21 protein-coding genes and 1 CRISPR repeat array (1 of these 22 cut by a window edge) are annotated in these 24,737 nt (G+C 59.7%); of the genes, 6 read left to right on the plus strand and 15 right to left on the minus strand.

Going from position 1 to position 24,737, the window contains the following annotated elements; genetic code table 11:
• A CRISPR array of direct repeats spans nt 1–1,691; the repeat unit is 28 nt; unit sequence GTCTTCCCCACGCCCGTGGGGGTGTTTC; it begins 2,980 nt to the left of the window's first position.
• A gap of 110 nt (nt 1,692–1,801) precedes the next feature.
• Entirely contained in the window at nt 1,802–2,449 is a 648-nt protein-coding gene (locus ACTG2U_RS11190) for a 50S ribosome-binding protein YggL (protein WP_267518451.1), read from the plus strand.
• Between the two features lie 323 nt (nt 2,450–2,772).
• Here ACTG2U_RS11190 and ACTG2U_RS11195 read toward each other — a convergent pair whose 3' ends face one another.
• Together ACTG2U_RS11195 and ACTG2U_RS11200 are read right to left on the minus strand one after the other, a co-directional pair.
• Nucleotides 2,773–3,270 (minus strand): GNAT family N-acetyltransferase, encoded by a 498-nt coding sequence (locus ACTG2U_RS11195; RefSeq protein WP_204420550.1) that lies wholly within the window; start codon nt 3,268–3,270, stop codon nt 2,773–2,775.
• 128 nt (nt 3,271–3,398) lie between these two features.
• Nucleotides 3,399–4,220 carry an HDOD domain-containing protein gene (locus ACTG2U_RS11200; RefSeq protein WP_019446506.1) on the minus strand — a complete coding sequence of 274 codons (822 nt, stop codon included), beginning with the start codon at nt 4,218–4,220 and terminating at the stop codon, nt 3,399–3,401.
• A gap of 169 nt (nt 4,221–4,389) precedes the next feature.
• Between ACTG2U_RS11200 and ACTG2U_RS11205 the strand changes: the two genes are divergently transcribed.
• Nucleotides 4,390–4,656 (plus strand): hypothetical protein, encoded by a 267-nt coding sequence (locus tag ACTG2U_RS11205; RefSeq protein ID WP_005348674.1) that lies wholly within the window; start codon nt 4,390–4,392, stop codon nt 4,654–4,656.
• Between the two features lie 73 nt (nt 4,657–4,729).
• Here the strand turns inward: ACTG2U_RS11205 and aphA are convergent, their stop codons facing one another.
• Both aphA and ACTG2U_RS11215 read right to left on the minus strand, forming a co-directional pair.
• Nucleotides 4,730–5,449 carry an acid phosphatase AphA gene (gene aphA / locus ACTG2U_RS11210; RefSeq protein ID WP_005342927.1) on the minus strand — a complete coding sequence of 240 codons (720 nt, stop codon included), beginning with the start codon at nt 5,447–5,449 and terminating at the stop codon, nt 4,730–4,732.
• 107 nt (nt 5,450–5,556) lie between these two features.
• Nucleotides 5,557–6,231, minus strand: a complete 675-nt coding sequence (locus tag ACTG2U_RS11215; protein WP_111900307.1) for an ATP-binding protein — start codon at nt 6,229–6,231, stop codon at nt 5,557–5,559.
• A gap of 166 nt (nt 6,232–6,397) precedes the next feature.
• Between ACTG2U_RS11215 and ACTG2U_RS11220 the strand changes: the two genes are divergently transcribed.
• From ACTG2U_RS11220 to ACTG2U_RS11230, 3 genes are all read left to right on the plus strand, one after another.
• Entirely contained in the window at nt 6,398–7,717 is a 1,320-nt protein-coding gene (locus ACTG2U_RS11220; RefSeq protein ID WP_439974477.1) for an MFS transporter, read from the plus strand.
• Between the two features lie 138 nt (nt 7,718–7,855).
• Nucleotides 7,856–8,578, plus strand: coding sequence for a MarC family NAAT transporter (locus ACTG2U_RS11225; RefSeq protein WP_439974478.1), 723 nt, complete (start codon nt 7,856–7,858; stop codon nt 8,576–8,578).
• 159 nt (nt 8,579–8,737) lie between these two features.
• Nucleotides 8,738–8,941, plus strand: coding sequence for a hypothetical protein (locus tag ACTG2U_RS11230; RefSeq protein WP_005340062.1), 204 nt, complete (start codon nt 8,738–8,740; stop codon nt 8,939–8,941).
• A 132-nt stretch (nt 8,942–9,073) separates the two neighbouring features.
• On the opposite strand, the gene tldD is transcribed toward ACTG2U_RS11230, so the two are convergent.
• The 10 genes from tldD to ACTG2U_RS11280 all read right to left on the minus strand — a co-directional run bounded on the left by tldD (nt 9,074) and on the right by ACTG2U_RS11280 (nt 23,886).
• Nucleotides 9,074–10,522: a metalloprotease TldD gene (tldD, locus tag ACTG2U_RS11235; protein ID WP_026035085.1), complete on the minus strand. Its 1,449-nt coding sequence runs from the start codon at nt 10,520–10,522 to the stop codon at nt 9,074–9,076.
• A 132-nt stretch (nt 10,523–10,654) separates the two neighbouring features.
• The gene (locus ACTG2U_RS11240) at nt 10,655–11,473 is read right to left on the minus strand and encodes a carbon-nitrogen hydrolase family protein (RefSeq protein WP_439974479.1); all 819 of its coding nucleotides are present in this window, start codon (nt 11,471–11,473) and stop codon (nt 10,655–10,657) included.
• 25 nt (nt 11,474–11,498) lie between these two features.
• Nucleotides 11,499–11,819, minus strand: a complete 321-nt coding sequence (locus ACTG2U_RS11245) for a Dabb family protein (protein WP_439974480.1) — start codon at nt 11,817–11,819, stop codon at nt 11,499–11,501.
• 34 nt (nt 11,820–11,853) lie between these two features.
• Nucleotides 11,854–15,747: a YhdP family protein gene (locus tag ACTG2U_RS11250; protein ID WP_439974481.1), complete on the minus strand. Its 3,894-nt coding sequence runs from the start codon at nt 15,745–15,747 to the stop codon at nt 11,854–11,856.
• Nucleotides 15,748–17,217, minus strand: a complete 1,470-nt coding sequence (gene rng / locus ACTG2U_RS11255) for a ribonuclease G (protein WP_005340056.1) — start codon at nt 17,215–17,217, stop codon at nt 15,748–15,750. It abuts the gene before it with no gap.
• Nucleotides 17,218–17,312: 95 nt separating this feature from the next.
• The gene (locus tag ACTG2U_RS11260) at nt 17,313–17,900 is read right to left on the minus strand and encodes a Maf family protein (RefSeq protein ID WP_439974482.1); all 588 of its coding nucleotides are present in this window, start codon (nt 17,898–17,900) and stop codon (nt 17,313–17,315) included.
• A 2-nt stretch (nt 17,901–17,902) separates the two neighbouring features.
• A complete protein-coding gene (gene mreD, locus ACTG2U_RS11265) occupies nt 17,903–18,388 on the minus strand; it encodes a rod shape-determining protein MreD (RefSeq protein ID WP_005340054.1) in 486 nt (161 codons plus the stop codon).
• Nucleotides 18,388–19,278 (minus strand): rod shape-determining protein MreC, encoded by an 891-nt coding sequence (mreC, locus tag ACTG2U_RS11270; protein WP_005340053.1) that lies wholly within the window; start codon nt 19,276–19,278, stop codon nt 18,388–18,390. Before mreC ends, mreD begins: the two co-directional genes overlap by 1 nt.
• Nucleotides 19,279–19,320: 42 nt before the next feature.
• The gene (locus tag ACTG2U_RS11275; protein WP_005340051.1) at nt 19,321–20,361 is read right to left on the minus strand and encodes a rod shape-determining protein; all 1,041 of its coding nucleotides are present in this window, start codon (nt 20,359–20,361) and stop codon (nt 19,321–19,323) included.
• A 204-nt stretch (nt 20,362–20,565) separates the two neighbouring features.
• Nucleotides 20,566–23,886: a DUF6701 domain-containing protein gene (locus ACTG2U_RS11280; protein WP_439974483.1), complete on the minus strand. Its 3,321-nt coding sequence runs from the start codon at nt 23,884–23,886 to the stop codon at nt 20,566–20,568.
• 27 nt (nt 23,887–23,913) lie between these two features.
• On the opposite strand from ACTG2U_RS11280, the gene ACTG2U_RS11285 reads away from it, so the two are divergent.
• On the plus strand, nt 23,914–24,276 hold the full coding sequence (locus ACTG2U_RS11285) for a hypothetical protein (RefSeq protein ID WP_232298074.1): 363 nt from the start codon (nt 23,914–23,916) through the stop codon (nt 24,274–24,276).
• Between the two features lie 8 nt (nt 24,277–24,284).
• Here ACTG2U_RS11285 and ACTG2U_RS11290 read toward each other — a convergent pair whose 3' ends face one another.
• Nucleotides 24,285–24,707 carry a hypothetical protein gene (locus tag ACTG2U_RS11290; RefSeq protein WP_005357726.1) on the minus strand — a complete coding sequence of 141 codons (423 nt, stop codon included), beginning with the start codon at nt 24,705–24,707 and terminating at the stop codon, nt 24,285–24,287.
• Nucleotides 24,708–24,737: the final 30 nt, after the last annotated feature.

The raw sequence follows: 24,737 nt of genomic DNA on the forward strand, positions 1-24,737 counted from the left end.
AGTTACGTGAGTCGGTCTTCCCCACGCCCGTGGGGGTGTTTCCATGAGGCAGCTCATCCTCCACCACCCATTGCCGTCTTCCCCACGCCCGTGGGGGTGTTTCCTTGAGCGAGAGGCGCAACCAGGTGATGCCCTGGTCTTCCCCACGCCCGTGGGGGTGTTTCTAGTCCGTACACATATGACGTCCTGAAGGGTCAGTCTTCCCCACGCCCGTGGAGGTGTTTCTCTGTGAGTTCCTCACCAAGCACCTCCATGTTAGTCTTCCCCACGCCCGTGGGGGTGTTTCCTGGGGATTCAGATACCGAGAGAGGGGGTTTTCGTCTTCCCCACGCCCGTGGGGGTGTTTCCGTATTCGCCACACCAAGGCACGGTTAGACCGGGTCTTCCCCACGCCCGTGGGGGTGTTTCCTACTCGCGGCATTTCGTAGAGCCCTGCCCGAAGTCTTCCCCACGCCCGTGGGGGTGTTTCCAGCCACAGCAGGATCCGTTTCAGGAGCTGCCAGTCTTCCCCACGCCCGTGGGGGTGTTTCTCCAGCCGCGCTTATCGCCGGTACCGTCTGGCAGTCTTCCCCACGCCCGTGGGGGTGTTTCCAAGCGCTATATGCTGGTCGCCCAGGATGACCCGTCTTCCCCACGCCCGTGGGGGTGTTTCCAGCCCGCAGCCAGACATAATAGGTGGTGTCAGGTCTTCCCCACGCCCGTGGGGGTGTTTCCTCCGCATCATCCAGACCATTCAGGCCGCCAGCGTCTTCCCCACGCCCGTGGGGGTGTTTCTGTGCGCGCCTTCCCTCGTTCGCGAGTGACGGCGTCTTCCCCACGCCCGTGGGGGTGTTTCTGACGGGCTATCAGGCTGATACTTTCGACAGTGGTCTTCCCCACGCCCGTGGGGGTGTTTCTTGAATACAATCAAGTCTGGTTGCAGATCACCGGTCTTCCCCACGCCCGTGGGGGTGTTTCTGAGTCCTCAATCCGAGAGGAGGTTGGACTATTGTCTTCCCCACGCCCGTGGGGGTGTTTCCCACTGAACTGAACAAGCCTACCGCGTCAGCTCGTCTTCCCCACGCCCGTGGGGGTGTTTCCCCTATTTCAAGAATCTGAACCTCTACGCGCTGGTCTTCCCCACGCCCGTGGGGGTGTTTCATCGGCGCCGTGCAGCTGTTGCGCCACGGCTTTCGTCTTCCCCACGCCCGTGGGGGTGTTTCCATGTTTGGCTTGGTGAACGGGAACGGCTCACCGTCTTCCCCACGCCCGTGGGGGTGTTTCTCATTTGCAGGTGCAGGCTGTCAGCCACCGCACGTCTTCCCCACGCCCGTGGGGGTGTTTCCGCCCACCAGTCGCGCACGGTGAAGCTCTTGAGGTCTTCCCCACGCCCGTGGGGGTGTTTCCAAGGTGATCATGGATGACGGCGCGGTGGATGAGTCTTCCCCACGCCCGTGGGGGTGTTTCCTGAATACCTGGTGCCGGTCCTTGAGCATGGCCGTCTTCCCCACGCCCGTGGGGGTGTTTCTGGCAAAGACCGACTGGGCACAGCTCAATGCAGGTCTTCCCCACGCCCGTGGGGGTGTTTCTCGCATCGAGCACATGAGCCTGGTGCAGGACGTGTCTTCCCCACGCCCGTGGGGGTGTTTCCTGTTCTTTGGTCATTTCCTCATCCTCTGGATGGGTCTTCCCCACGCCCGTGGGGGTCTGCGCAACAAATATATCTGGGGAGGTTGTATATCTCTGTAGCAGTAATTGACTGACCTTAACTCAAGGCACAACAAACCAATTTCCCAACATCAATAAATAAGAGATATTTCAGATGGTTTTTAACCCTTCGGTTCTAAATAAAAAACGCTCGCGCCGACTGCAGAAAAAACTGCGCGTTGGCGAGTTTCAGGAGTTTGGTTTCACTCTCACCTTCATCATCAACCTCCAACAGAAGGGTTTCGAAGAGGCCCTGGATGACTGGATCGATTACGTTGAATCACAAAGCTGGCGCTTTGGTGGCGGCGGTTCATTATTGGGCAACAGGGCTGAGGGTTACCTCTGCCAATTTAATAATCGAACCATGACCGAATCTGATCGGGAAGAGGCTGGCAAATGGTTAGCAGCTCAACCCTGGGTGCTCTCATATCAGGTAGCCCCGCTAAGCGATGCCTGGTATGGCCCATGGAAAGATGAGTCCACCACCGTGTTATCAGACACCTATCAGAAGGAAACTCCCATGAGCGATGACAAGATCTACTTTCCCAACGAGGTGATAGGGCTGCAATTCGTGCAAGGCCTTTCATTGCTGGCAGCCTGGCGCAACTATCGGGGCCTGAGTCAAACTGATTTGGCTGAGCGGGTGGATATTTCACTGAGTGAGCTGGTGGCCATGGAGCAACCGGACTACCAATTCACCCACCAGCAACTCGTACTGCTGGCGGATGCTCTCGGCATTCAGTACGAACATCTGACCGATTAACTGAGCAGGCTGGTCATGCTCCGCCGAGCCTAAAACTTGCTAGATTTTTTAAATGCGGGGTTTTTCGTGGGGTTAGAAAAACGCAAGAGACAAAAGAAAATACACAAATCCATTGCAATCAATTAGTTAAAACAAACTAACGAGTTCCCCATCGAAGACCTCAACTGATCCTGCCTGCCCTCCGGCAGCGCCCGATGCAGACAGGCCGCAACTCACGGCGGCCTCTTTGCTTCTCTCTCACGCCTTTAGCCAGACCCGGGCTCTTGCTTGTCACTCAGCCTGACAGCCACCTCGCCATTCGCTTTTCAGCTCTCTGACCTTGATCACTGCTCCAGCAGCAGGCATTCGTCAGCATCTTCGCTCAATTTGACCAGTCGACTGCGCACCAACCCCAGTTTGGCCAGCAGGCCGATGGATCGCTCGTTGCCCGGAGTGACGATGGCAACTACCTGCCCGATCCCCAACCGGCTTTTTCCATCGACGAGGACGGCCTGCGCCGCTTCGATGGCGTAGCCCTGACCGCGATATTGCGGCAGGAAGGCATAACCGATATCGACCTGCTCCAGGGTATCGCGCTTGATCAGGCCGCAGATACCGAGGCTGACACCGTCCTCTTTGCGCTCCACCAGATAGAGCCCGTGACCATAGCGGGCATAGCTGACCGCCGGCCCCTGCTGGATATACTCCTGCGCCTGCTCCAGGGTGCGAATGCCCCGATCGCCGATGTAGCGATAAAAGTCGCCGTCATTGAGCAGCTCAAGGATGAAGGGGGCGTCGGTGGCGATCATTTCGCGCAGGATCAGGCGGGAGGAGGTAATCATGGCAAGGGCTCTCAAACGGAAAGTGAAGGGCAAAGAGTGCCCCGTCACTCCCGGGCTGGCAAGCCTGTGGCACCATCGGCCATGAAAAAGGGGCCATATTGGCCCCTGATGAGATGGGATAAACGGGCTCAGGCAGCCAGCAATCCGGCATAGCCATTACCCTGCTCGCGCAGCGCAGTAAATTGGGCAGCGCAATCGGCCCAGCTCAACCCCAGCGCATCTGCCACTTTGTGGGGCCACTCGGGTGGCGCCTCTTCACCCACATCGGATTGCGCAGCCAGCACGATCGCCAGATGGATCAACCCGGCCTCGGGAGAGAACTCCTTGGCCAGCATGGGGTTGTAGTGATACTCCACCGCGTTGCTGATGGTCTCGGGGAACTTCCAGTAGCGTGCCATGGCCGCCCCGACCTGGGCATAGTTGAAGCCGACCACCAGCTCTTCCGCCTTGGCCCGTCCCTTGTGCAACTCCAGATCGTGGATGTGATGGACGGTGTTTTCCGGTAGGCCCACATGCATCACCAGTCGGCCGAGATCGTAGAGCAGGGCGCAGGTAAAGACCTCATCCCCCTTCATCCCCTTCTTCACCGCCAGACGACGCGCCAGCTCAGCCACATTGAAGACGCAACCCCAGAAATGTTTGAGGTCAATGCCGGGCACCGCAGTGACCGATTCGGTGAGCCCGCAGGCCAGCACCATGTTGCGCACCATCGCCAGTCCAAGCCGCACCGCGGCTTCATTGACGGTGCCGATCTGGCGACTACTGCCGAATTTGGCCGAGTTGGCCAACCGCAGCAACTTGGCGGAGATGACAGGGTCCTTGTTGATCAACTTGCTGATCTTGAGCAGATCCGGATCCTTTTCATTGAAGGTCTGGATCAAATCGCGCATCACTTCCGGGATCTGGGGCAGTAGCTTGGGCTCGGCCAGCAGGGAATCTATCGTGGGCATAGGCGTGTCCATCCATGTTATCTGTGTTCCAACCTGTTTGCCTTGGCAAACTCCTCCTAATTATGGGTAACAAATGGCCTCCCCATCGGATTGTTTATTCGCTGGTCATTCAAGGTGTTAGTCACATTCAGGCTATACTGGCCGCCACATTCACTGTTGCGGATATCCCATGAACGACACTCAGGAATTTTTTGACGAAGACGCGCTGCTGGAGATGGTGGAGAACCAGCTCAACGACGGTCACCCGCCCCATGTGAAGGCGACCCTGATGCGGCTGGTGATGAAGGGCACCCCGCGGGAAGAGGCGCTGCAATATATCGCCTGCGCCCTCGGTGCCGAGCTGATGGCAATGGAGGCCGATCAGGGCCCCTTCAATCTGACCCGTTACGGCGAGTTCCTCGACAGTCTGCCCGAGATGCCGTGGGCAGACGACTGACCCGAGCTGGATGACGGATGCAAAAAGGGCGGGTGCCAATGGCCCCGCCCTTGTTGCATGGATCCGCTCCGGATCAGAACTGGGAGTTGATGATCACCTCTTCCCCCAGCGCCCCTGCCAACGGCAGTGGCCGATAGCTGGAGTTGGCGGCCCGCAGCAGACGAATGCCGCGAATGCCGACCTCCTGCGCCGCCTTGATATCCCCGTCGGCGTCGCCGTAGAAGAGCTTCATCTGCTTATCCTTGAGCCACTGCACCTTGGTGTTCTGGCCCGGCTGATCACCGGCGAAGATCACCGGATTGAGCTGGTCGGCCGGAATATTCATGGTCTGCTGCAAGGTCTGGCTCACTGTTTCGGTCTTGGTGGCCGAGCGGCCGGTGACGAAATAGATGTGGTCACCGCGCTTGAGATGCATGGCGATGAGCGCCTTGCCCACCTCTTTCGGCATGCTGAACGCATCCCAGCCGTTATTCATCTTCTCCCAGAAGGCGGGGTTCTTCAGATAGCTCTCGTCGTTGGGCGAGAACTCCTGTTTGCCGCGATAAAAACCCGGGCTGGAGAAGAGCAGGGTATCGTCGATATCAAACCCGACGGCCATCGGGGGCAGGCCATCCAGACTCTTGGCAATCTGCTCCACTGATACCCAGTGGATCGGTGCCTGCTGGGCCAGAGTGACGGTGGTGACACCGGCAGGGATCGGCTGAACGGTAGCGGCTTGACCCGCCACGGCAGGCAGAGAGAGGGCCGCAGCCAGCAAGGAGGCAAGCAGCGCCGGACGAGAGATGTGTTTCATAAGGCAGGTTGTCATCTTCAATCAAAAGAGGGGGCCAATAGTGCCCCCATCCCGCCCTTCAAATCTGTGAATGCTCCTGCAAAAAGGGAGCATTTGACGCCCGACAATTAATCTTTGATTGGCAGCAGATCGGTAAAGACAAAGCCGTCGCGCAGCACTGTTTCACCGACCCGAATGCCGAGCGGACGGGAGAACATGGGGCCATCATAGGCCAGGGTGTGAAACTCGCCGTTCTCGCCGCACGGATCGACCCCCTCCGGCAACGCCGCCAGCAGTGCCTCGTCAAAGTCATGGCCACCCAGGCTGGCATCCAGCTTGTTCGGGTCGAGAGCACTGATCCGCGCCTTCAACCCAGCGGCCACCATCTGCGGCGCCAGTTCACGGGTATTGCTGCCCCAGAGCGGGAATAGTGGTTCGATGCCGGTACCTGCCAGCTGCTTTTCACGGTAGGCGCGCACATCCTCGAGGAACAAGTCGCCAAAGGCCATATGGCGGATCCCCTGTGCCACCACATCAGCGATAAAGCCGGTCATGATGCGGGCGTAATCCTCGTTGCTGCAGGGCCAGGGCAGATCGATGGTGATGAGGGGCAGCCCGACGCAGGCGGCCTGCTCGGTCAACAGCTGCTTGCGCACCCCGTGCATCGCCACCCGCTCGAATGCCTGATTGAGGGTGGTGAACAGCCCCACCACCTCAATGGCGGGATCTTGCCGCAACTGATGCAATGCCCATGCGCAATCCTTGCCGCTGCTCCAGGAGAGCAGTACCCGTTTCTTTTCCATCATTCCTCCGCCAGCGGGGCATTCGGATTGCCCCAAAAAGATGCAAGACAGTGTTGCGAATTGCGCGATTTACACACAAGAGGCAGGCAGCATACTCTCGATCACCTGTATATGCCCCTTGTACGGGGTGACAATAACTAAAAAAACCGATGGGAAACATACGGATATGACCACGACCACACAACAGCACGATCACGCCCGCCCCCTCAATCGACAGGATTACAAAACCCTGAGTCTGGCTGCCCTCGGCGGTGCGCTGGAGTTTTACGACTTCATCATCTTCGTCTTTTTCGCCGTGGTCATCGGCGAGCTGTTCTTCCCGGCAGATATTCCCGAGTGGTTGCGCCAGTTCCAGACCTTCGGCATCTTCGCCGCCGGTTATCTGGCCCGCCCGCTCGGCGGCATCATCATGGCCCACTTTGGCGATCTCATCGGTCGCAAGCGGATGTTCACCCTCAGCATCATCATGATGGCGCTGCCGACCCTGTTGATCGGTCTGCTGCCCACCTATGCAGTGCTCGGCATCGGCGCCCCCATCGCCCTGCTGGGACTGCGGATCCTGCAAGGCGCCGCCATCGGCGGTGAAGTGCCCGGCGCCTGGGTATTTGTCGCCGAGCACGTCCCTGCCCGTCGAGTCGGGGTCGCCTGCGGCACACTCACGGCGGGATTGACGGCAGGCATCCTGCTCGGCTCCCTGATCGCCACTGCGGTCAACAAGAGCCTGACCCCGGCTGAAGTGAGTGACTGGGGCTGGCGAGTGCCCTTCCTGCTCGGCGGTATCTTCGGCATCGTCGCCATGTACCTGCGTCGCTGGTTGCACGAGACCCCGGTCTTCGCCGAGATGAAAGCCAACAAGACCCTGGCTGACGAGCTCCCCCTCAAGTCGGTGCTGCGCAACCACAAGAGCAGCGTGGTGGTCTCCATGCTGCTCACCTGGCTGCTCTCCGCCGGTATCGTGGTGGTGATCCTGATGACCCCCACCTATCTGCAGAAGGTCTATGGCATCAGCCCGGCCGACGCCCTGACCACCAACTCGCTGGCGATCGTGGCCCTGACCCTCGGCTGCATCGTCTATGGCCGACTGATCGACCTGCTGGGCAGCGGTCTCACCTTCATGTTCGGCTCCCTGCTGCTGGCGGGCTCCAGCTACGCCTTCTATCACGGTCTGGCGGCCGGTACGAGCCAGCTGGTGCCGCTCTACATGCTGGCAGGCTTTGCGGTCGGGATTGTCGGCGCCGTGCCTTACGTGATGGTCAATGCCTTCCCGCCGGTGGTGCGCTTCTCCGGTCTGTCGTTCTCCTACAACGTGGCCTACGCCATCTTCGGCGGCCTCACCCCGATGGCGGTGACCCTCTGGATGAAGAGCGACATGCTGGCCCCCTCCCACTATGTGGTGAGTCTGTCGGTGCTGGGTTTCGCCATCGGTCTCTGGCTCTGGTTCCAGCAACGGGCCATCCTGCAGCAGCAAGCGCCGCAAGCGGCCTGACCCGAACAACAAGCCCCGGCATCTGCCGGGGCTTTTTTGTACTGCTTATGTTCAGTTTCACCAGCATAAGATAGCCTCCCTCTGGGGCCTGCCACCCGCATCGCCCCATGACTTCAAACTCTTTATCCGAGGCTCAAGATGTTCTTTCAGGTCGTATTACTCACCTTGCTGGCGCTGCTGCCCATGGTCAACCCGCCCACCACGGCCACCCTGCTGCTGGGGCTGAGCAAGGGGATGTCGCGCGAACACGTGCGCCGTCAGGTCAATCTGGCCGCCATTTATCTGTTCTGCACCCTCTGCATCACCTTCTTTATCGGATCCTCGATCCTGGATCTGTTCGGGATCTCCATTCCGGGCTTGCGCCTGGCCGGTGGCCTCATCATCGGCTTTATCGGCTTTCGCATGCTGTTCCCCGCCCCCAGCCAGCAGAGCGGGGTCGATATAAACCAGAGCATTGCCTTCGTACCGCTCACCATGCCCAGCATGTGCGGGCCAGGTACCATGGCGCTGGTAATAAGCGGGGCAGCCCAGATTGCCGATCTGCCTGACGAGTACAACCGCCTCACCATCTACGCCGGTGTGGTAACGGCGTTTGCCCTGATGAGCCTGATCAGCTGGGGAGTATTGAAGCTGGCGGATCCGGTCTGCAAGATCCTGGGTGCCACCGGCATCGACGCCATGACCCGCATCATGGGCTTCCTGCTGGTCTGCATGGGTATGCAGTTTTGCATCAATGGCATCAAGGAAGTGGCACAGGATCCGGTCTTCCACGGCGGCCAGACCGTGCAAACCGCACCGGCGCTACCAAAGGCTTCCGGCACGTTTGATCAGTTGCCGCAGAAGCCCACCGGCTCTGATTGAAAACGGTATCAAAAAGTCCCTGACGATCTGCACTGATCTTGTCCCTGATCATGTTATTGACACACAAATGAGTTAGTTTGTTTTTCATACAGACTGTATTCAGATGGACGCTGATAGGTTTGTTGATGAATACCCACTCAACTTCAGGAGAGTATGCAGATGGACAAGATGCTGACCGAAATAGGGAGCCATAGCCTGTTTCACGAGTACCTGAACGTGGTTGGGATTGCGAGCCCATCCCTCGCCAAGATTGAGCAACGCTGGGAATATAAAGATCAAGAGCAGCTGGTAGCCAAAATCCAGATCGACAAACAGGGTAACGCTCGCTATTTCATCGACGCCCGCGCCATATCCGTCAACTGATACCGAATAACCCGCCAGCCCCGGTCCAACGACCGGGGCTTTTTGTTGCCTGTGGTTCCCTGAATAGCAAAACCCCGGCAAGAGCCAGGGTTTGAATTCATCGGGTTACGCCGCTGCGCGGCTAACCCAAACCTACGAAGTGCCACCCACGGTGAGCTGATCCAGTTTGAGGGTGGGTTGGCCGACACCGACCGGCACGCTCTGCCCCTCCTTGCCGCAGATGCCAACGCCGCGATCCAGCGCAAGATCGCTGCCCACCATGGAGACCTGGCTCATCGCTTCGGGGCCGTTGCCGATCAGGGTCGCCCCCTTGATGGGAGCGGTGATCTTGCCATCCTCGATGAGGTAGGCCTCGGAGGCAGAGAAGACAAACTTGCCGGAGGTGATGTCCACCTGACCGCCGCCGAAGTTGGGGGCATAAATGCCCTTCTTCACCGAGGCGATGATCTCGGCCGGATCGTACTGACCCGCCAGCATATAGGTGTTGGTCATGCGGGGCATCGGCATGGCGGCGTAGGATTCGCGGCGCCCGTTGCCGGTGAGTGGCACCCCCATCAGACGGGCGTTCTGCTTGTCTTGCAGATAACCCTTGAGAATACCGTTCTCGATCAGCACGTTGTAGCCGCCCGGTGTCCCCTCGTCATCGATGGAGACGGAGCCGCGCCGACCCGGCAGGGTGCCATCATCGACGATGGTGCAATGCTTGGAGGCCACCTGCTCGCCGATGCGGCCAGCAAATGCGGAAGATCCCTTGCGGTTGAAATCCCCCTCCAGACCGTGCCCCACCGCCTCGTGCAGCAGCACGCCGGGCCAGCCGGAGCCCAGCACCACCGGCATGGTGCCTGCTGGCGCGTCGATGGCTTCCAGGTTGACCAGTGCCTGACGCACAGCTTCACGCACATAGCCAAAGGCGCGGCTCTCCAGCCCGTCCAGTTCGAGGAACCAGTCGTAACCAAAGCGCCCGCCGCCACCGGCACTGCCACGCTCGCGGCGATCGCCCTTCTCGGCGATCACGGTCACCGACAGACGCACCAGCGGACGCACATCGGCGGCCAAGGTGCCGTCGGTGGCGGCCACCAGCACCTCTTCGTAGACGCCGCTGATGGAGGCCATCACCTGATTGATGGCGGGATCCAGACTCCTGGCGAACTTGTCCATCTGCTCCAGCAGGGCGATCTTCTGATGCTTGTCGAGGGTCTGCAGCGGATCCATGGCCGGATAGAGCAGGTTCGCTTCGGTGCGGGCCCACGCCTTCACCTTGCCGTGAGCACCGGCTGCGGCGATGCCGCGAGCGGCAGTCACCGACTGTTGCAGCGCCAGCAGGCTCAGCTCGTCCGAGTAGGCGAAGCCAGTCTTCTCGCCGCTGACGGCGCGCACCCCGACCCCCTGATCGATGTTGTAGCTGCCATCCTTGACGATGCCATCTTCCAGCATCCAGGACTCGTGCCAGCTGCGCTGGAAATAGAGATCGCCGAACTCGACCTGATGGCTCATCAGGCTGCCGAGCAACTGCTGCAGGCGCCCTTCGTCGAGGTCGTTCGGGGCCAACAGGGAGGCACTAACCTGGCTCAATAGACTCAATCTTCTTCTCCACTCTCGTAACGAGCTGTTTTAAATCGTCTTGCCGACGGGTGGCGACAAGCCACACCATCACAACAAACGGGCATGCTCCAGCACGGGCAAACGGCTGCCTTTCAATTTTTCACCACACCATCAGAGCAAACGGGCGTGTTGCAGCACTGGCATGGTGAGTTTCAATTCGTCGATAAGCCCGGGCTCCATCTTCGCCAGCACTGTGCCGCGCCCAGACTCTTTGCTCGCCAGCACCCGGCCCCAAGGATCGATCACCATGCTGTGGCCCCAGGTCTGGCGCCCCGTCTCATGAGAGCCACCCTGATTGGCAGCGACTACGTAGCACTGGTTTTCGATGGCGCGGGCCCGCAGCAGCGGCTCCCAGTGCGCCTCGCCGGTCACGGCGGTAAAGGCGGCAGGCACCAGCAGCACACGGGCACCGGCACGGGCCAGCTGGCGGTAGAGCTCGGGAAAGCGCAGATCATAACAGATCGAGAGGCCGAGGGGACCAAAGGGAGAGTCCACCAACACAGGCGCCTCCCCCGGGCTGAAGGTCTCCGACTCACGGTAGCGACCGTGATTGTCCGCCACATCCACGTCGAACAGGTGGATCTTGTGGTAATGGCCCCTGAGCTCACCGCTTGGGTCAAACACCAGCGAACTGGTGTGGATATGGTCGGAATCGGCGATGGTGGTCGGCATTCTTGTCGGCATAGCCCCGGCCACCAGCCAGATGCCGTAATCGCGGGCCCATTCAGCCAGTTGCTGCTGGATTGGGCCCTCACCTATGGCCTCGGCACCATCCAGATAGCCCTGCCGTTCGCCAAACAGGGCGAAGTTCTCCGGCAGCAGCACCAGCAGCGGCCGCTCTTTGGGCAAGGCCGCCAGTTCAGCGGCGATCTGCTCCCGGTTATCCTGCCAGTGACGGCCAGATACCAGCTGTATTGCGGCTAACCACATGACGTTCTCCTTGTCGCTTGGGCCATCAGACGGTGACAGCATCCCCTGCCTGCAGGGTGTAATCCAGCACTATGATGCGCTCCAGCACCGGGCGAAAGATGGCCTTGAGGGCATCGTGATCAGGATGGGGCAGATAGCGCTGGCGGGCCGCTTCGTCGGCGAAGGTCATCAGTACGCTGTGGGTAAAGCCACCATCCCTCCCCTCCGGGCTGTCATTCTCCCCCCACTCCACGGCGGTCACGCCGCTGACCTGATGGGGAATGGCGAGAAAAGCGTTACGCACCGCGTCTATCTGGGCAGGCTGGGTGTCCGGCTTGAAGGCGATCAGCAGGATATGTCGGATCATGGCTCACTCCTTGTGATGGTGCCGGGCCGCTCGTTTAGCGCTGAGCGGGCCCCGCGTGTTTGGGGCTCAGCAGGAAAGGGGTCACCTCTTGCGTCGGCAGGCTGGGAGCAACGGCGTCAACCGCCTCTTTCTGCTGTTGGTTGAGCTTGATGCGCGCGCGATCTCGTCCCGCCTCGATCAGCTTGGGTGCGTCGAGCGGGCCCGAGATGCGAAAATCGATGCGGGTCACCACATCCACCACCGGCTCCAGCAGTTTGGAGAGGGCCAGCACATAGAGCCCCGTGACCGGCGTGATGGAGAAGGCCGCCACCACCGGCAGGGTGCCCCCCAGATTGGGGGAGAAGCTCAGCTCGTAGTCGAGCTGCCAGCGCACCAGATCGGCGCTCCCCTCGCCGCGCAGGTTGCCTGCCGCCCCCTTCATATAGAAATCATCGTTGCTGACCTGCCCCTGCTTGATGGTGGCAGAGGCGGACATGGATTCAAAGTAGAAGCCCTTGTCGAACACATCGCGAAAATCGAGCCGCAGTTTGCGCAGCAGGGAATCGAGGCTGAGCAGGGAGAGCAGTCGCGCCCCCTTGTCGTTGACCTCCCGCAGGGTGCCCCCTTCCAGCTGATAGTTGGCACTTCCCCCCAGAGTCGGTAGGTTCGGACGATAGGGCACATCCTGCCAGTTCAGATCAAAAGCGAGGGAGCCGGGGGCATCGCCGATGGGCGAGGTGTAGCCGAGCCGCTTGAGCAGCAGCTCGCTGTTGTTGCTGGTCAGCTTGCCACGGGCGCGGGTCTCCATCCGGTTGCCATTGGCCAGCCAGTCGACGCTGCCGGTGAGCTGACTCCCAGCCAGCCGCACATCCAGCCCCTTGAGGGTCACCTTGTTGGCGCCGGGCACCAGCTCCCCTTTCACTTCACCAAGAGGCAGCTCGCCAAAGCGGCAATCGACACAGCTCACCTTCAACCAGGGGATGGATGCCATGATGGCGTTGTCCTGCTGCGCATCGGGATCCGGGCTGAGATCCGAACTCTTGCCGGACCAGTAGATACGGGCAAACTTGGCATCCACCGGACGATTGGCTACTGCAGGCAGGCGGATCACCCCCATCACATCGGGACTGTCGATCATCACCTCGGTCGCCTGATTGGTCGGCCCCACGGTGAAACGCGCCGCCTTGAGGGTGGCACTGCCGATATAGGCGCGAGCCAGCTGTCCATCCACCCACCACTCCTGCGGCAGGAAGGCGGGGCCAACCACCGCATTGCCAGTCTGGTTCTGCGCTGGCAACCACTGCTTGAGTCTGGCCAGCCAGCCACCGACATCGGCCTCCTGCTGGTTGATGGCGAGCAGCATGGGGGCATCGCGCAGCACCCGGGCGCCCGGCTGACCCACATCGACCCGCACCCGGCTGAGATAAGGTACCCCTTCGCCGTAGACCAGTCGGGTCTGCATATCCACATCAGCCCCCAGTACGGCACGAATGTCGGCGCTGCCATCCCGGCCACGGGCGATCACCTTGAGCGGCAGTCGACTGGCACTGCTCTTGGCCAGCGGCAGCGGCAGATCCAGCCCCATCCCCTGCAGATTGGAGTCGAGCGCCAGCTGGAAGCTGAACGGCTTACTCTCGGGCAAGGTCAACCCGAGCTTGCCGCCCCAGTTGCTGCGGCCGTTGAGAATGCCGAATGAAGAGATGGCGGCGGGCTGGCGGCGGCTATCCCATTGCCCATTGAAATCGAGGTCGACCTGATAGTGATCCGGATGCTGGCGCCCCTGATAGTCGAGCGTCAGCGGCTGGTTCCACAGGCTCGCCTTGAGGTTGCTGAAACGGGTCTGTTCGTTGTCATATTCGAGGCGCCCCTGCACCTTCTCCAGCGGCAGATCCAGACTGGCGACCCGCACCTTGTTATTGCTGAAGGTGGCATCGCCGCTCGCCTTCACCTCGCTCTCGCCATCGAGAGGAATATCGAGCTTGACCGAACCGGCCATCGGGCCGCGGATCTCGATCTCCCGCAGAGCCTGACCTACCGAACTGCCCAGCGGAGAGTCCTGCAGGTAGTCGCTGATGGCCTTGCCCTCCCCCTGCACCTTGGCATCCACATAGAGGTGGGCGCCGGGGGAGAGATCCGGGATCCAGGCATGCACCGAGTCGGAGCTCGCCTTGCCGAGTTTGGTGGATCGGCTGCGCATATCGAGACCGGCATTCTGGAACAACAGGTCGATCTGCAGGTCGGTGAGCGGTTGCCAACCGGGGAAGAATTCGTAGGTGGCCTGCTCCAGCGGCACCGCCACCTGGAAGATGCCCTTGCCGTTGTCGTAGGGGAAATCCCGAAACTCCCCATACCAGAGCAGGTCGGCCCCCTTGGCCTTGCCCCCCTTGATGGCGCCGCTCAGGTAATCCACCAGCCCCTTGTCCATCGCCTGCAGCGGGAAGTAGCGATCCGCATGGCCCGCGTTCTTCACATTGATGCGACCGGTCAGGGCGAGGAAGGGGTGTTCGAACAGATCGAGGCGGAAACGGCTGGTCAGGGTCAGATCCGGGTTATCCAGCGCGATATCCTGCCCGTAGAGCACCCAGCCCTGTTCCTCGCGCCACCAGTCGAGGCGGGCCGAGAAGTGGTCGACCGGGATTGGCATCTTGAAGTGACGGGCGGGATCCACCTTGTCATTCGCCAGCGCCAATCTGGCGCTACCGCCGGTCGGGGTAAGCCAGAACTCGCCGTTGAGATCCTGCATCCCGGGTATATCCTGCCACGCCTTGAGGCGCACCTTGCTGAAGCGGCCACTGAGGGAGAGATCCTGCCAGTCGGCATTGGCCAGCAGCGTCAGATCCTGCACCGACCCCTGCGGATTGGTCTGGCGCAGGGTCTCGCAGAGTGTGGGGTAGAGCGCCGAGACCAGCTGACTGATCTGAGTGATCTTGTCGAACTCTATGCTGGGCAGATAGCCCTGCACCCGATCCCCAATCCGCTCCAGCTGCAACCGGCTCTGCAACCAGGGTTTGCCGTCCAGCTTGAAGGTGACGTTGTGGCTCGCCAGTTGCCAGTCGGTGCCATCCCGACGCAGCTGGATCTTGCCGCCATCGAGGCCGAAACGGTGCATCTCCCCTTTCTTGGGATCCTTCCAGATCAGGTAGTTGTTGCCAAACGCCAGCAGGGTATTGCCCAGCTTGCCGCTGTCAAACTCGCTCCAGAGCTGGAAGTCGAGCTGACCGGCAACCTTGGGTTCGCCCGCATGGATCTTGGCCAAGGTCGGGGTGATATCGAGCTGGCGGGCCCCCAGATAGAGTTGCCCTTTGAGGCGATCGAGCCGGGCAGTCGGGGCGTCTACATCCAGAATCAGATCGAGGGTGCTCTCGCCCACCCCGTTGATGAGGTAAGCCTTGCCGACCCCCTGATGGCGCTTGCCACGGTTCTGCCAGCGCAGTTGGGCGATGTCGAGGGCGCGCAGATCACCGAGGGAGGTGGTGACGCTGAGGCGGGTGTTGTGCACATCGAAGGTAGAGAGCTGGGTCAGCAGAAAGCGCAGCAGGGCGCCCTGCTGGGGATCGCCGGAGGGGCTGTCGTCAGCCGGTTGGCGCAAGTCGATGGTGATATCGCCATCGCTCAGGATCAGCTCGCCAAACACCGGCTTTAGCTCGTTAATGGTGCGCCAGAAGTCGAGGTGCACCCAGGCTTTGCCGAGCTGTACGGTAAAACGCCCCGAATCCGGGGCGATGGCGAGTTGCTGCAGTTCGAGCGCGGGCCCGGACTGTGTCCAGTCCAGACCCACTTGCTCCACGCTGACCTTGAGTTGTGAATCGCCCAGCAGAGTGTGGATCAGACTCTCCCGGTATTGATTCAGCAAAGGGCCCCCGACCCGTACCAGCGTGACCAGCATGGCCATCAGTACGAACAGGACCCCCAGGGCCAACCAGCCCCGACTCAGCCAGCGATAGACCAATTACATCATCACCACGTCGAACTGCTCCTGACCACAGAGGGGTTCGCTCACTACCCGCACCTGCTTGCCGATGAACACTTCCAGCTCAGCCAGACTGTGGGACTCCTCGCCATGGAGGTAGTCGGCCACGGCCGGGGCTGCGTAGACGGTGAACTGATCCGCATCGTAGGCGCGATTGACCCGGATGATCTCCCGCAGGATCTCGAAACAGACCGACTCCACCGTCTTGACCCGGCCGCGCCCTTTGCACTCGGGGCACTCGGAGCAGAGCACATGCTCCAGACTCTCGCGGGTGCGCTTGCGGGTCATCTCCACCAGACCAAGCTGGGAGAAGCCGTTGACGTTGGTCTTGGCGCGATCCTTTGAGAGCGCCTGCTCCAGGCTGTGCAGCACCCGACGGCGGTGATCTTCCGACTGCATGTCGATGAAGTCGATGATGATGATGCCGCCGAGATTGCGCAGGCGCAGATGACGGGCAATGGCCGCAGTCGCCTCGACGTTGGTGTTGAAGATGGTCTCTTCCAGATTGCGATGGCCGACGAAGGCGCCGGTGTTGATATCCACCGTGGTCATGGCTTCGGTCTGGTCGATGATGAGGTAGCCGCCGGATTTCAGCTCTACCTTGCGCTCCAGCGCCCGCTGGATCTCGTTCTCCACGTCGTAGAGATCGAAGATCGGCGACTCGCCGGGGTAGTACTCCAGCTTGCTGGCCAGCTCCGGCACGTACTCTTCGGTGAAGCGCTTGAGCTGATCGAAGCTCTGGCGGGAATCAACGCGGATCTTGTCGAGCTCGGCACCGACGAAGTCGCGCACCACCCGAAATGCCAGGCTGGGATCCTCGTAGAGGATCTTGCAGGGAGGATACTTCTGCTTGCGCTCGAGGATCTTGCGCCACAGCCGTTTCAGGAAGGCGGCATCCTGCTCCAGCTCCTGCTCCCCCACCCCTTCAGCGGCGGTACGGATGATGTAACCACCCAGCTCGTCCACATAACCGGCTACAGTGCGCTTGAGACGCTCGCGCTCGGCTTCGGACTCGATACGCTGGGAGACACCGACGTGGGCACTGCCCGGCATAAAGACCAGATAGCGGGATGGCAGGGTGATATCGGTAGTGAGACGGGCACCCTTGGTACCCAGCGGATCTTTCACCACCTGCACCATGATGTCCTGCCCCTGACGCACCAGCTCGGCGATGTTACCGACCTGGAACTGCTCCTTCTCCTTCACCGCCACACACTCGGTGTGGGGGACGATATCAGAGGCGTGCAAAAAAGCTGCCTTGTCCATGCCGATATCGACGAAGGCCGCCTGCATACCGGGCAGCACCCGACTGATCTTGCCTTTGTAGATATTGCCGACAATGCCGCGCTTGGCCTGACGTTCTACATGCACTTCCTGCAGCAGACCGTTTTCGACCAGAGCGACCCGGGTTTCGGAGGGGGTAACGTTAACCAGCAGTTCTACCGACATAAGTAACCTTGCCTGTTCCAGTTTTGAATTCTATAGAGCCAATCCGGTACAACGCGCGCAAGGGAGAAACGCAGCAGAGCACAGCTGACGGGAAATTATTTGAGCTGTTCCAGATGATGCTTGATCAGCAGGTCTGTCTCCAGCAGGGGCAGGCCGACCACGGCGCTATAGCTCCCTTCGATGCGGCTGACAAACTTGCCGGCAATACCCTGAATGCCATAAGCCCCGGCCTTGTCACAGGGCTCACCGGTCTGCCAGTAGGCCTCGATCTCGGCCTCGTCCAGCTTGCGAAACGCCACGTTGGTGGTGACCAGACGCACGTCACAACGATCCTTGCTGGCCAGCGCTACCGCCGTCATCACCTGATGCACCTTGCCGGAGAGGGACTCCAGCATATCTTTGGCATCCAGCAGATCGGACGGTTTCTCCAGTACCCGGTCGCCCAGCACCACTATGGTGTCGGCACCCAGCACCGGCAACGCCGTCGGCGCACACGCCACGCCCGCCACCGCCTTGTCACGGGCGAGACGGCAGACGTAATCCTGCGCCTTTTCACCCTCTTCCCGCTGCTCGGGCACATCCAGTTTCAGCACCTCGAAGCGGTAGCCAATCTGGGTCAGCAGTTCACGGCGACGGGGAGAAGCCGAGGCGAGATAGAGTTGTGGTTCGTTGTTTTTGTTCATATTTACCTGATATTGAAGCGGCGCCGCACCTTGCGCAGCACCAGAAACACCCAGGGCCATATTAGCATCGTCGTCAACGTCGACCAAAAGTAGGAGAAGTTGAGACTGGCCTGGCTGAACAGATGCTCGGCCCAGAATACCGTCATTTTACCCACCAGCGAGAGGCCACCGATGATCAGTGCCTGCTGCCAGAGGGAGAAGTTGCGGATCTTCTGGAACTGGAAGGCCGCCAGATAGGTGGTAATGGCCATCGCCATCGCCCGCACGCCGAGGGTGCTGCCAAGCAGCACATCCAGCAGCAGGCCCGCCACCCAGGCGGTGCCGACGTTGGTCCGGTGCGGCAAGGCCAGCGCCCAGTAGATGAGCACCATGGCCAGCCAGTCCGGGCGGAAGGGGTCAAATTCGAAAGGAAGCGGCAGGATCGACAGGCTCAAGGCCAGCAGGATCGAGATCCAGATCCAGATCCTGCCGCTGGCGGGTTCTAGCATTAGCGGGTGGCTCCTGCGGCGGACGCAGCGGGAGCCGCCCGTTCGCCATCCTCATCATGTACTTCAGGCTTCTTGTCGGTCCACAGCAGCAGCAGATAACGCAGTCTGTCCAGCTCCACCAGCGGTTTGGCCTCGACCTGGGCGAAGGGCTTGCCCTCCACATACTCGGAGCGGGTTACGGTCGCCACCGGATAACCTTCCGGGAAGCGGCCACCCAGACCTGAGGTGACCAGCAGATCACCCACCTGAATATCGGTATTGCGCGGCAGGTTACGCAGCTCAAGCTTGTCGAGCTCGCCACTGCCGGAAGCAATAGCACGCAAGTCGTTGCGCAGTACCCGCACCGGAATGCCATGACTGGAGTCGGTGATCAGCAGCACGCGACTGGTGGTGGAGCCCACGTGGAGCACCTGACCAATCACACCCTGATCGTTGATCACCGCCTGACCGTTGTAGACGCCATCCAGCGCCCCCTTGTTGATCAGCACCTGATGGCTGAAGGGGTCGGAATCCACCGACAGCAGCTCGGCCACCATCTTGCGGGACTCCTTGTGCACCGGCGAACCGAGCAGCTCACGCAGCCGCTGGTTCTCGTGTTCCAGCTGATCCATTTTGAGCAGACGGGCACGCAGGGTAAACAGCTGTTGCTCCTGCTGTTTGGTCTGCTCGATGAGATCGGCGCGGGTTTGCACCTGGGTCGACATGGTGTCGAGCAGGGTACCCGGCGCATTGGCCATGTATTGCAGGGGACTGACTAACGAACTGAGGTAGACGCGGACATGGGTAAACACACCGAAGCGGGAATCCGCGACGATGGCAGCGATGGAGATGATGACGGCGAGAAACAACCGTAACTGAAGCGAAGGGCCTCTACCAAAAATGGGTTTCATGGGTCGTCAAAAAAGAGCCGGCACGCTGGCCGGCTTTGGGTCTTATTCGTAGTGGAACAGATCGCCACCGTGCATATCGATCAGCTCCAGCGCCTTGCCGCCGCCACGGGCCACACAGGTGAGGGGATCTTCGGCGACGACGACAGGAATACCGGTCTCTTCCATCAGCAGACGGTCGATATCTTTCAGCAGTGCGCCACCACCGGTCAGCACCATGCCACGCTCGGAGATGTCGGAAGCCAGCTCGGGCGGAGACTGCTCCAGCGCCACCATGACGGCAGCCACGATACCGGACAGCGGCTCTTGCAGCGCTTCCAGGATTTCGTTGGAGTTGAGAGTGAAGCTGCGCGGTACACCTTCAGCCAGGTTGCGACCACGGACTTCAATCTCGCGCACCTCTTCGCCCGGATAGGCGGAGCCGATCTCGTGCTTGATGCGCTCGGCAGTCGCTTCACCGATCAGGCTGCCGTAGTTGCGACGGACGTAGCTGATGATCGCTTCGTCAAACTTGTCGCCACCGATACGGACTGACTGGGAGTAGACCACACCGTTCAGAGAGATGATGGCCACTTCAGTGGTACCACCACCGATATCAACCACCATGGAACCGGTCGCTTCGGATACCGGCAGGCCGGCACCGATGGCAGCAGCCATAGGCTCGTCGATCAGGTAGACCTCACGGGCACCGGCGCCCAGTGCGGACTCCTTGATGGCGCGACGCTCAACCTGGGTTGAACCGCACGGTACACACACCAGCACACGCGGGCTGGGGCGGAAATAGTTGTTGTCGTGAACCTGCTTGATGAAGTGCTGCAGCATCTTCTCGGTCACGTAGAAATCGGCGATCACGCCATCTTTCATCGGGCGGATTGCGGAAATGTTGCCCGGGGTACGGCCCAGCATCTGCTTGGCGGCATGACCGACAGCAGCGACCGATTTGGCGTTCCCGCGCTCTTGGCGAATGGCGACAACTGAGGGTTCGTTAAGGACGATCCCTTGATCTTTTACATAGATCAGGGTGTTGGCAGTTCCCAAATCGATCGACAGATCGTTGGAAAAGACGCCTCTGAGCTTTTTGAACATGGCTACGGGAAATCCTAAGAATTTGGAGGTGCAGAAAACCGGCTAACTTTACCAATGCCCACCCCAATGGGCAAGCGCTCAAACTGTCGCCAATCAATCAGGCGCGACAAAAATGCGAGTCATCACTCACTCGCACACGCTTGCAAACACTAATAAACAAGGATTTAGGGGGATACTGTTGAGGCAACCCCCCTTTCACATCATTCAATGCAATACTTCGCGCCGATAAATAATTCTGTCATTACCCCGGCTGGAGCCGAAAATGGCCTCACCTTGCAGGTTGCCGTCATTGGCACTCGTTGGGTCAGACAACCAGAGTGGCGATGATGGCTGTTTTGCCAAATCGACCTTGTAGGGAATGCGCACCGAGATGTCCGGCTTGGCAAAGTGGAACAGGATCTCCCCGTCCTTCGCCAGTGCAGCATCCCCACCCGGTGCAGAACTACCCAACCCCAGCTTGATCTTGCGACCCGCCCCCAGATTCAGCTCGCGAGTCGCCGCATCAAAGGTGTGGCTCGGATTGAGGAAAGTGAACCCCTGATTGGCCAAAGAGAGCTGGGTACATTGATCTTCCTTGTTTTGCAGCCAGTTGCCCGCTTCGTAATATTGCATCTGCAGTGGAATGGCCAGCGGCGCCGAGGCAAGACCCGCCGCCGTACTAGCCTGCAGGCGGCCATAATAAGCCGTCATGGTGTTATTCACCCGCGTAGGAATCGTCAACTGCTTGGCATTGCAGTTGACCCCTTTGGTACAACCATTCTTGATGCCAGGATGCAGGTCAGCGTCAGCCATGAAGGTGACTGAGGGTGACTCCTCATCAAGCACTTGCAGGCCAAAACGCAGTAACTTAAAGGACTCTTCGGGAGTAGTCAGGCCGGGATCACGCTCAGAAAGCCGGGCGAAGCGGCTCTGGCTGTCAATATTGGCTTCGCCTGATGCCCAGCTGGCCATCATGCTTCCCACTCGATCCGTGCGATCAATCCCATCATGATTATTTCCTGCAACCAGATAGAGCCGCCCCTTCGCGAACTCGCCACCATAGTTTTTGGTCACCCCGGCACTCTTGTTACGAGCCTGTACCGTCATCTTGACCCCGAATGGCTGACTCATATAGCTGAACTGCCCGCAAGCAGGAGTAAGCACCCCGCTCAGCAAATTGAAATCCCAAGGGACAAAACGTCCCACCGGCACGCTGCTGGCGGGAGGGATGGTGTAGCCGAAATAGCCCGTAGATACAGTGCTTCCTTCTGGCGGCTTTGCCACCGGTGGCGTCGCCGTCATCCGGAATACCCCCACCTCGCTCACCGTCTGGCTAATGCTATTGATGCTGTTGAGCGCAGCCACATGGCTATAGGCGGTAGTACCCAGCGTTGCATTGGTGCCCGGATTGGGTGCCACCAGCGTACTGCCCAGAGCAACATTGGGCAGGGCAAAGTTGGGCGTAGTCAGATTCCCTGCGCAGATATCTCCATCATTGGCGGATTCCCAGGCCATCGCCTTGATATCTACCTGGAACGTTTCCCCCGCTTTTTTGAATACCGGACAGCTGCTGTCACCTGCCGCGCAGACCCCTTGCGGGGGCGTGATGCACAGACCGACCGGGCGAGCCACAAACTGATCCGCGCCTAGCATCACCAGACCGGCTTCACTGCCAGTACCATCATAGCGGGCATCCAGTTGCACCTTGCCCGCATCCGGGTACTTAACCGTTATGGTCGACTGCCCCTGCGCATCGAATACGAGGGAGAGCGGCGTTGCTGCCCCCTGACTGGCACCAATCGTACTGCTGTTGACGCTCATCTGGCTGTTATAGGGGTTACTGGTGGGGGTGATATAGCTGCTCCAGAACTTGACGCTCTTGGTCTGGCTGGCAAACCCCGGCACACACTGCTTGGTCACATCGCTCTTTTTGACCGCCTTGATGGTCACCGTCTGCGGCTGATTGGAGTAGGTATCAGGCACATCAAAGAAGAAGCCGCTATCGGCAAAATTCAGGGTACAGGCTGCGGCACTGGGAGTCCCCGCCCCGACCTTGCACAAGGTGGTACTGAATGGCTTGGTCGTCGGAGTCGAGCCGGAAACGCCTATGGTCACCGCGGTCGGCGTATTGTTGCGCAACTGCACCGTGGTCGAACCGCCGCTAAAGGTCACAGTATTGCCGCCAATCCAACCATTGCTGACTGAAGTAGGGGTAAGACTCAGGGTTGCAGTAACCGGGTCTGTGATAAGCGTGGTACAAGCGGCATCGGCGCACGCCTTGACCGTCACCGTCTCGGGGTTGCAGGTCAGTGGCTGACCGGAGTGATCAAGTTGGAAATGATCAATCTGCACCCCAATCGGGTTGGATCGCAGGGCGCAGATCTGCACGTTGTCGATTTCGTGGAAGTTAGTCACCGAGCCGGTGGAGCCGGTCAGGGAGAGCAGGAAATTGGCAGGTACCGCAGCCTGACCGGCCTGATTCGCCATATTGATGGGGCCAACCAGGGTGCTGTAGCCCAAACCAGTATCTCTCTCGACTTTCGCCAGCGAGCTGCCAGCGGCCCGAGAGTCGACGGTAATACGATAGCGGTGGGGGCGATTACTGTTGGTGCCGCTGTCGACGGGCGGGTTCAGGTTGCTGACGGTACCAGCCAGATAGTTGTATCCAGAGGTGCCCGCTCCCGAGCCACGGATGGAAACTGCCTGCCGGCGCGACCCCAAGTTGATGGTCCCCCCTTCATTAGCATAGTTACCGTACTCATCGAGCCCGACCCCGAGCCAACCGCCCGCAAAGCCGCTGATTCCGGTCTTGAAGCCATAGCCTAGCGGGCCACCAAAGGCACCAGGCTGGGGCGTCAGGGTCGCATCCGAGAGCACCACCGCCATCCCGTCCGCCCCGCTAGAGCCAAAAGTTTTGTAGGCATACTGATCGAACTCGACTGTCACCAGGTTGCCGGCTCCTGGGAAGAGACGCTGGAATGTGGCTGACGTGGCCTGGTTGGTAACGTTCTGGGTTAGACGCAGGCGACCATTTTGTACCGACGGCAATGTGCTGTTGTTTCGCTGGGCAACCACCCAACTGTCCGGGTTGATCTGGGCACTTTCAAAGCCGTCAGCAAAGCAGGTCAGCATGGGGGTCAGTACCGCTTCGTTGATGCTGGATTGAGCATCCATCTTCAGATAACCAGCCGTCACCCTCCCATAGACGGTAGCCTTGTTATTCATGGTGAGCAGCCCATCGGTATAGAGGTAACCGTAAAAGGTGGTGCTATTGTCGATCACCATGCTGTTGTAGTTAACCCAAATGAGGCTTCCTTGATTGTTGGCGTTGATATTGACCGTATTGATCAACTTCACGTCCTGATTGACGAAGATCCGGGTGATGCCGCTGCCAGACAGGAGGATGGTGCCGTTGTCCAAGGTCAACTTGTCAATAAAATAGTCCCCCTCACCCAACACCAGAGTCGCATTGTTGCGCACCGTTAGGCTCTTGAGTTGATAGACGCTGCGACTCGGGAAGGTCATGGTGCAGTTTTCTACCATCATGGTGCCATAAGCCGCGCTGGAGGCCGTTTGCGATCCCGACGAACAAGTCTGAGCTCTATTGGAATTGGTGGAGAGAAACGCGTTGTTACCATTCAGGGCAAGACCACGAATATCACTGCCAGTAACCGTGCAGACTTTGTAACCGCCAACACCATCATCGCAACGGGGACTGTTGTTCTGATCGGGCTGGATAGAGCAGAAGTTGAGTGGCAAACCGCCTGTACCATTGATCTTGGGATTGTTAAGCTGGATGAGCTGGTCACCGCTGATCTGGTGGCAAGTATTATTGTTGTTGCCATGATGCCCCTGCACCACAGCAGGGAAAACTGTGCCTATGTCGATGGGATCGAATGCCCAAGCCTGACTACAAAGAAGGGCCAGCCCCCATAGCCATTTCATCATAAACCTCCATCATAGGCTTCAGCCGCCACTGTCCTACTCACGGCATAATCGGGGTTGGTACTGCCCAGATCGGTCGAGCCACAGGAGCCGACACTGAGCAGACGGTAACCATTGGTCACCTCTCCGTTATAGGTCACTGGTTGTTTTACGCAACTGATCCTTGCCTCGCAGCCAGCCAGTCCAGAATTGCCATTAAACACAGGTGATGAGAGTACCCACTCGCAACGATCAAGCGGTGATGGCGATGTAGGTCTATTTGGAAACAGCTGATACAAGGCAATCTCCAGCCCGCTCTGGGCGGCCAGCAGAGCCCGCACGCTGCGCACCTCCACCGTATTTTTCTCACCACTGTCGACCAGAAAACGGCCCATGGCAGCCGCCAGCAGGGCCATCACCACAATCACAAACAGGGCGATCATCAAGGCGCTGCCTCGCATCCGTCCGAAAGC

This window comes from Aeromonas sp. 95A, assembly GCF_051919235.1.
Classification (GTDB): Bacteria; Pseudomonadota; Gammaproteobacteria; order Enterobacterales; family Aeromonadaceae; genus Aeromonas; species Aeromonas veronii.

Coding starts and splice junctions, on each gene's coding strand:
- ACTG2U_RS11190 (WP_267518451.1), top strand. CDS start 1,802: ATGGTTTTTAACCCTTCGGTTCTAAATAAAAAACGCTCGCGCCGACTG.
- ACTG2U_RS11195 (WP_204420550.1), bottom strand. CDS start 3,270: ATGATTACCTCCTCCCGCCTGATCCTGCGCGAAATGATCGCCACCGAC.
- ACTG2U_RS11200 (WP_019446506.1), bottom strand. CDS start 4,220: ATGCCCACGATAGATTCCCTGCTGGCCGAGCCCAAGCTACTGCCCCAG.
- ACTG2U_RS11205 (WP_005348674.1), top strand. CDS start 4,390: ATGAACGACACTCAGGAATTTTTTGACGAAGACGCGCTGCTGGAGATG.
- aphA (WP_005342927.1), bottom strand. CDS start 5,449: ATGAAACACATCTCTCGTCCGGCGCTGCTTGCCTCCTTGCTGGCTGCG.
- ACTG2U_RS11215 (WP_111900307.1), bottom strand. CDS start 6,231: ATGGAAAAGAAACGGGTACTGCTCTCCTGGAGCAGCGGCAAGGATTGC.
- ACTG2U_RS11220 (WP_439974477.1), top strand. CDS start 6,398: ATGACCACGACCACACAACAGCACGATCACGCCCGCCCCCTCAATCGA.
- ACTG2U_RS11225 (WP_439974478.1), top strand. CDS start 7,856: ATGTTCTTTCAGGTCGTATTACTCACCTTGCTGGCGCTGCTGCCCATG.
- ACTG2U_RS11230 (WP_005340062.1), top strand. CDS start 8,738: ATGGACAAGATGCTGACCGAAATAGGGAGCCATAGCCTGTTTCACGAG.
- ACTG2U_RS11240 (WP_439974479.1), bottom strand. CDS start 11,473: ATGTGGTTAGCCGCAATACAGCTGGTATCTGGCCGTCACTGGCAGGAT.
- ACTG2U_RS11245 (WP_439974480.1), bottom strand. CDS start 11,819: ATGATCCGACATATCCTGCTGATCGCCTTCAAGCCGGACACCCAGCCT.
- rng (WP_005340056.1), bottom strand. CDS start 17,217: ATGTCGGTAGAACTGCTGGTTAACGTTACCCCCTCCGAAACCCGGGTC.
- ACTG2U_RS11260 (WP_439974482.1), bottom strand. CDS start 17,900: ATGAACAAAAACAACGAACCACAACTCTATCTCGCCTCGGCTTCTCCC.
- mreD (WP_005340054.1), bottom strand. CDS start 18,388: ATGCTAGAACCCGCCAGCGGCAGGATCTGGATCTGGATCTCGATCCTG.
- mreC (WP_005340053.1), bottom strand. CDS start 19,278: ATGAAACCCATTTTTGGTAGAGGCCCTTCGCTTCAGTTACGGTTGTTT.
- ACTG2U_RS11275 (WP_005340051.1), bottom strand. CDS start 20,361: ATGTTCAAAAAGCTCAGAGGCGTCTTTTCCAACGATCTGTCGATCGAT.
- ACTG2U_RS11280 (WP_439974483.1), bottom strand. CDS start 23,886: ATGATGGTAGAAAACTGCACCATGACCTTCCCGAGTCGCAGCGTCTAT.
- ACTG2U_RS11290 (WP_005357726.1), bottom strand. CDS start 24,707: ATGATCGCCCTGTTTGTGATTGTGGTGATGGCCCTGCTGGCGGCTGCC.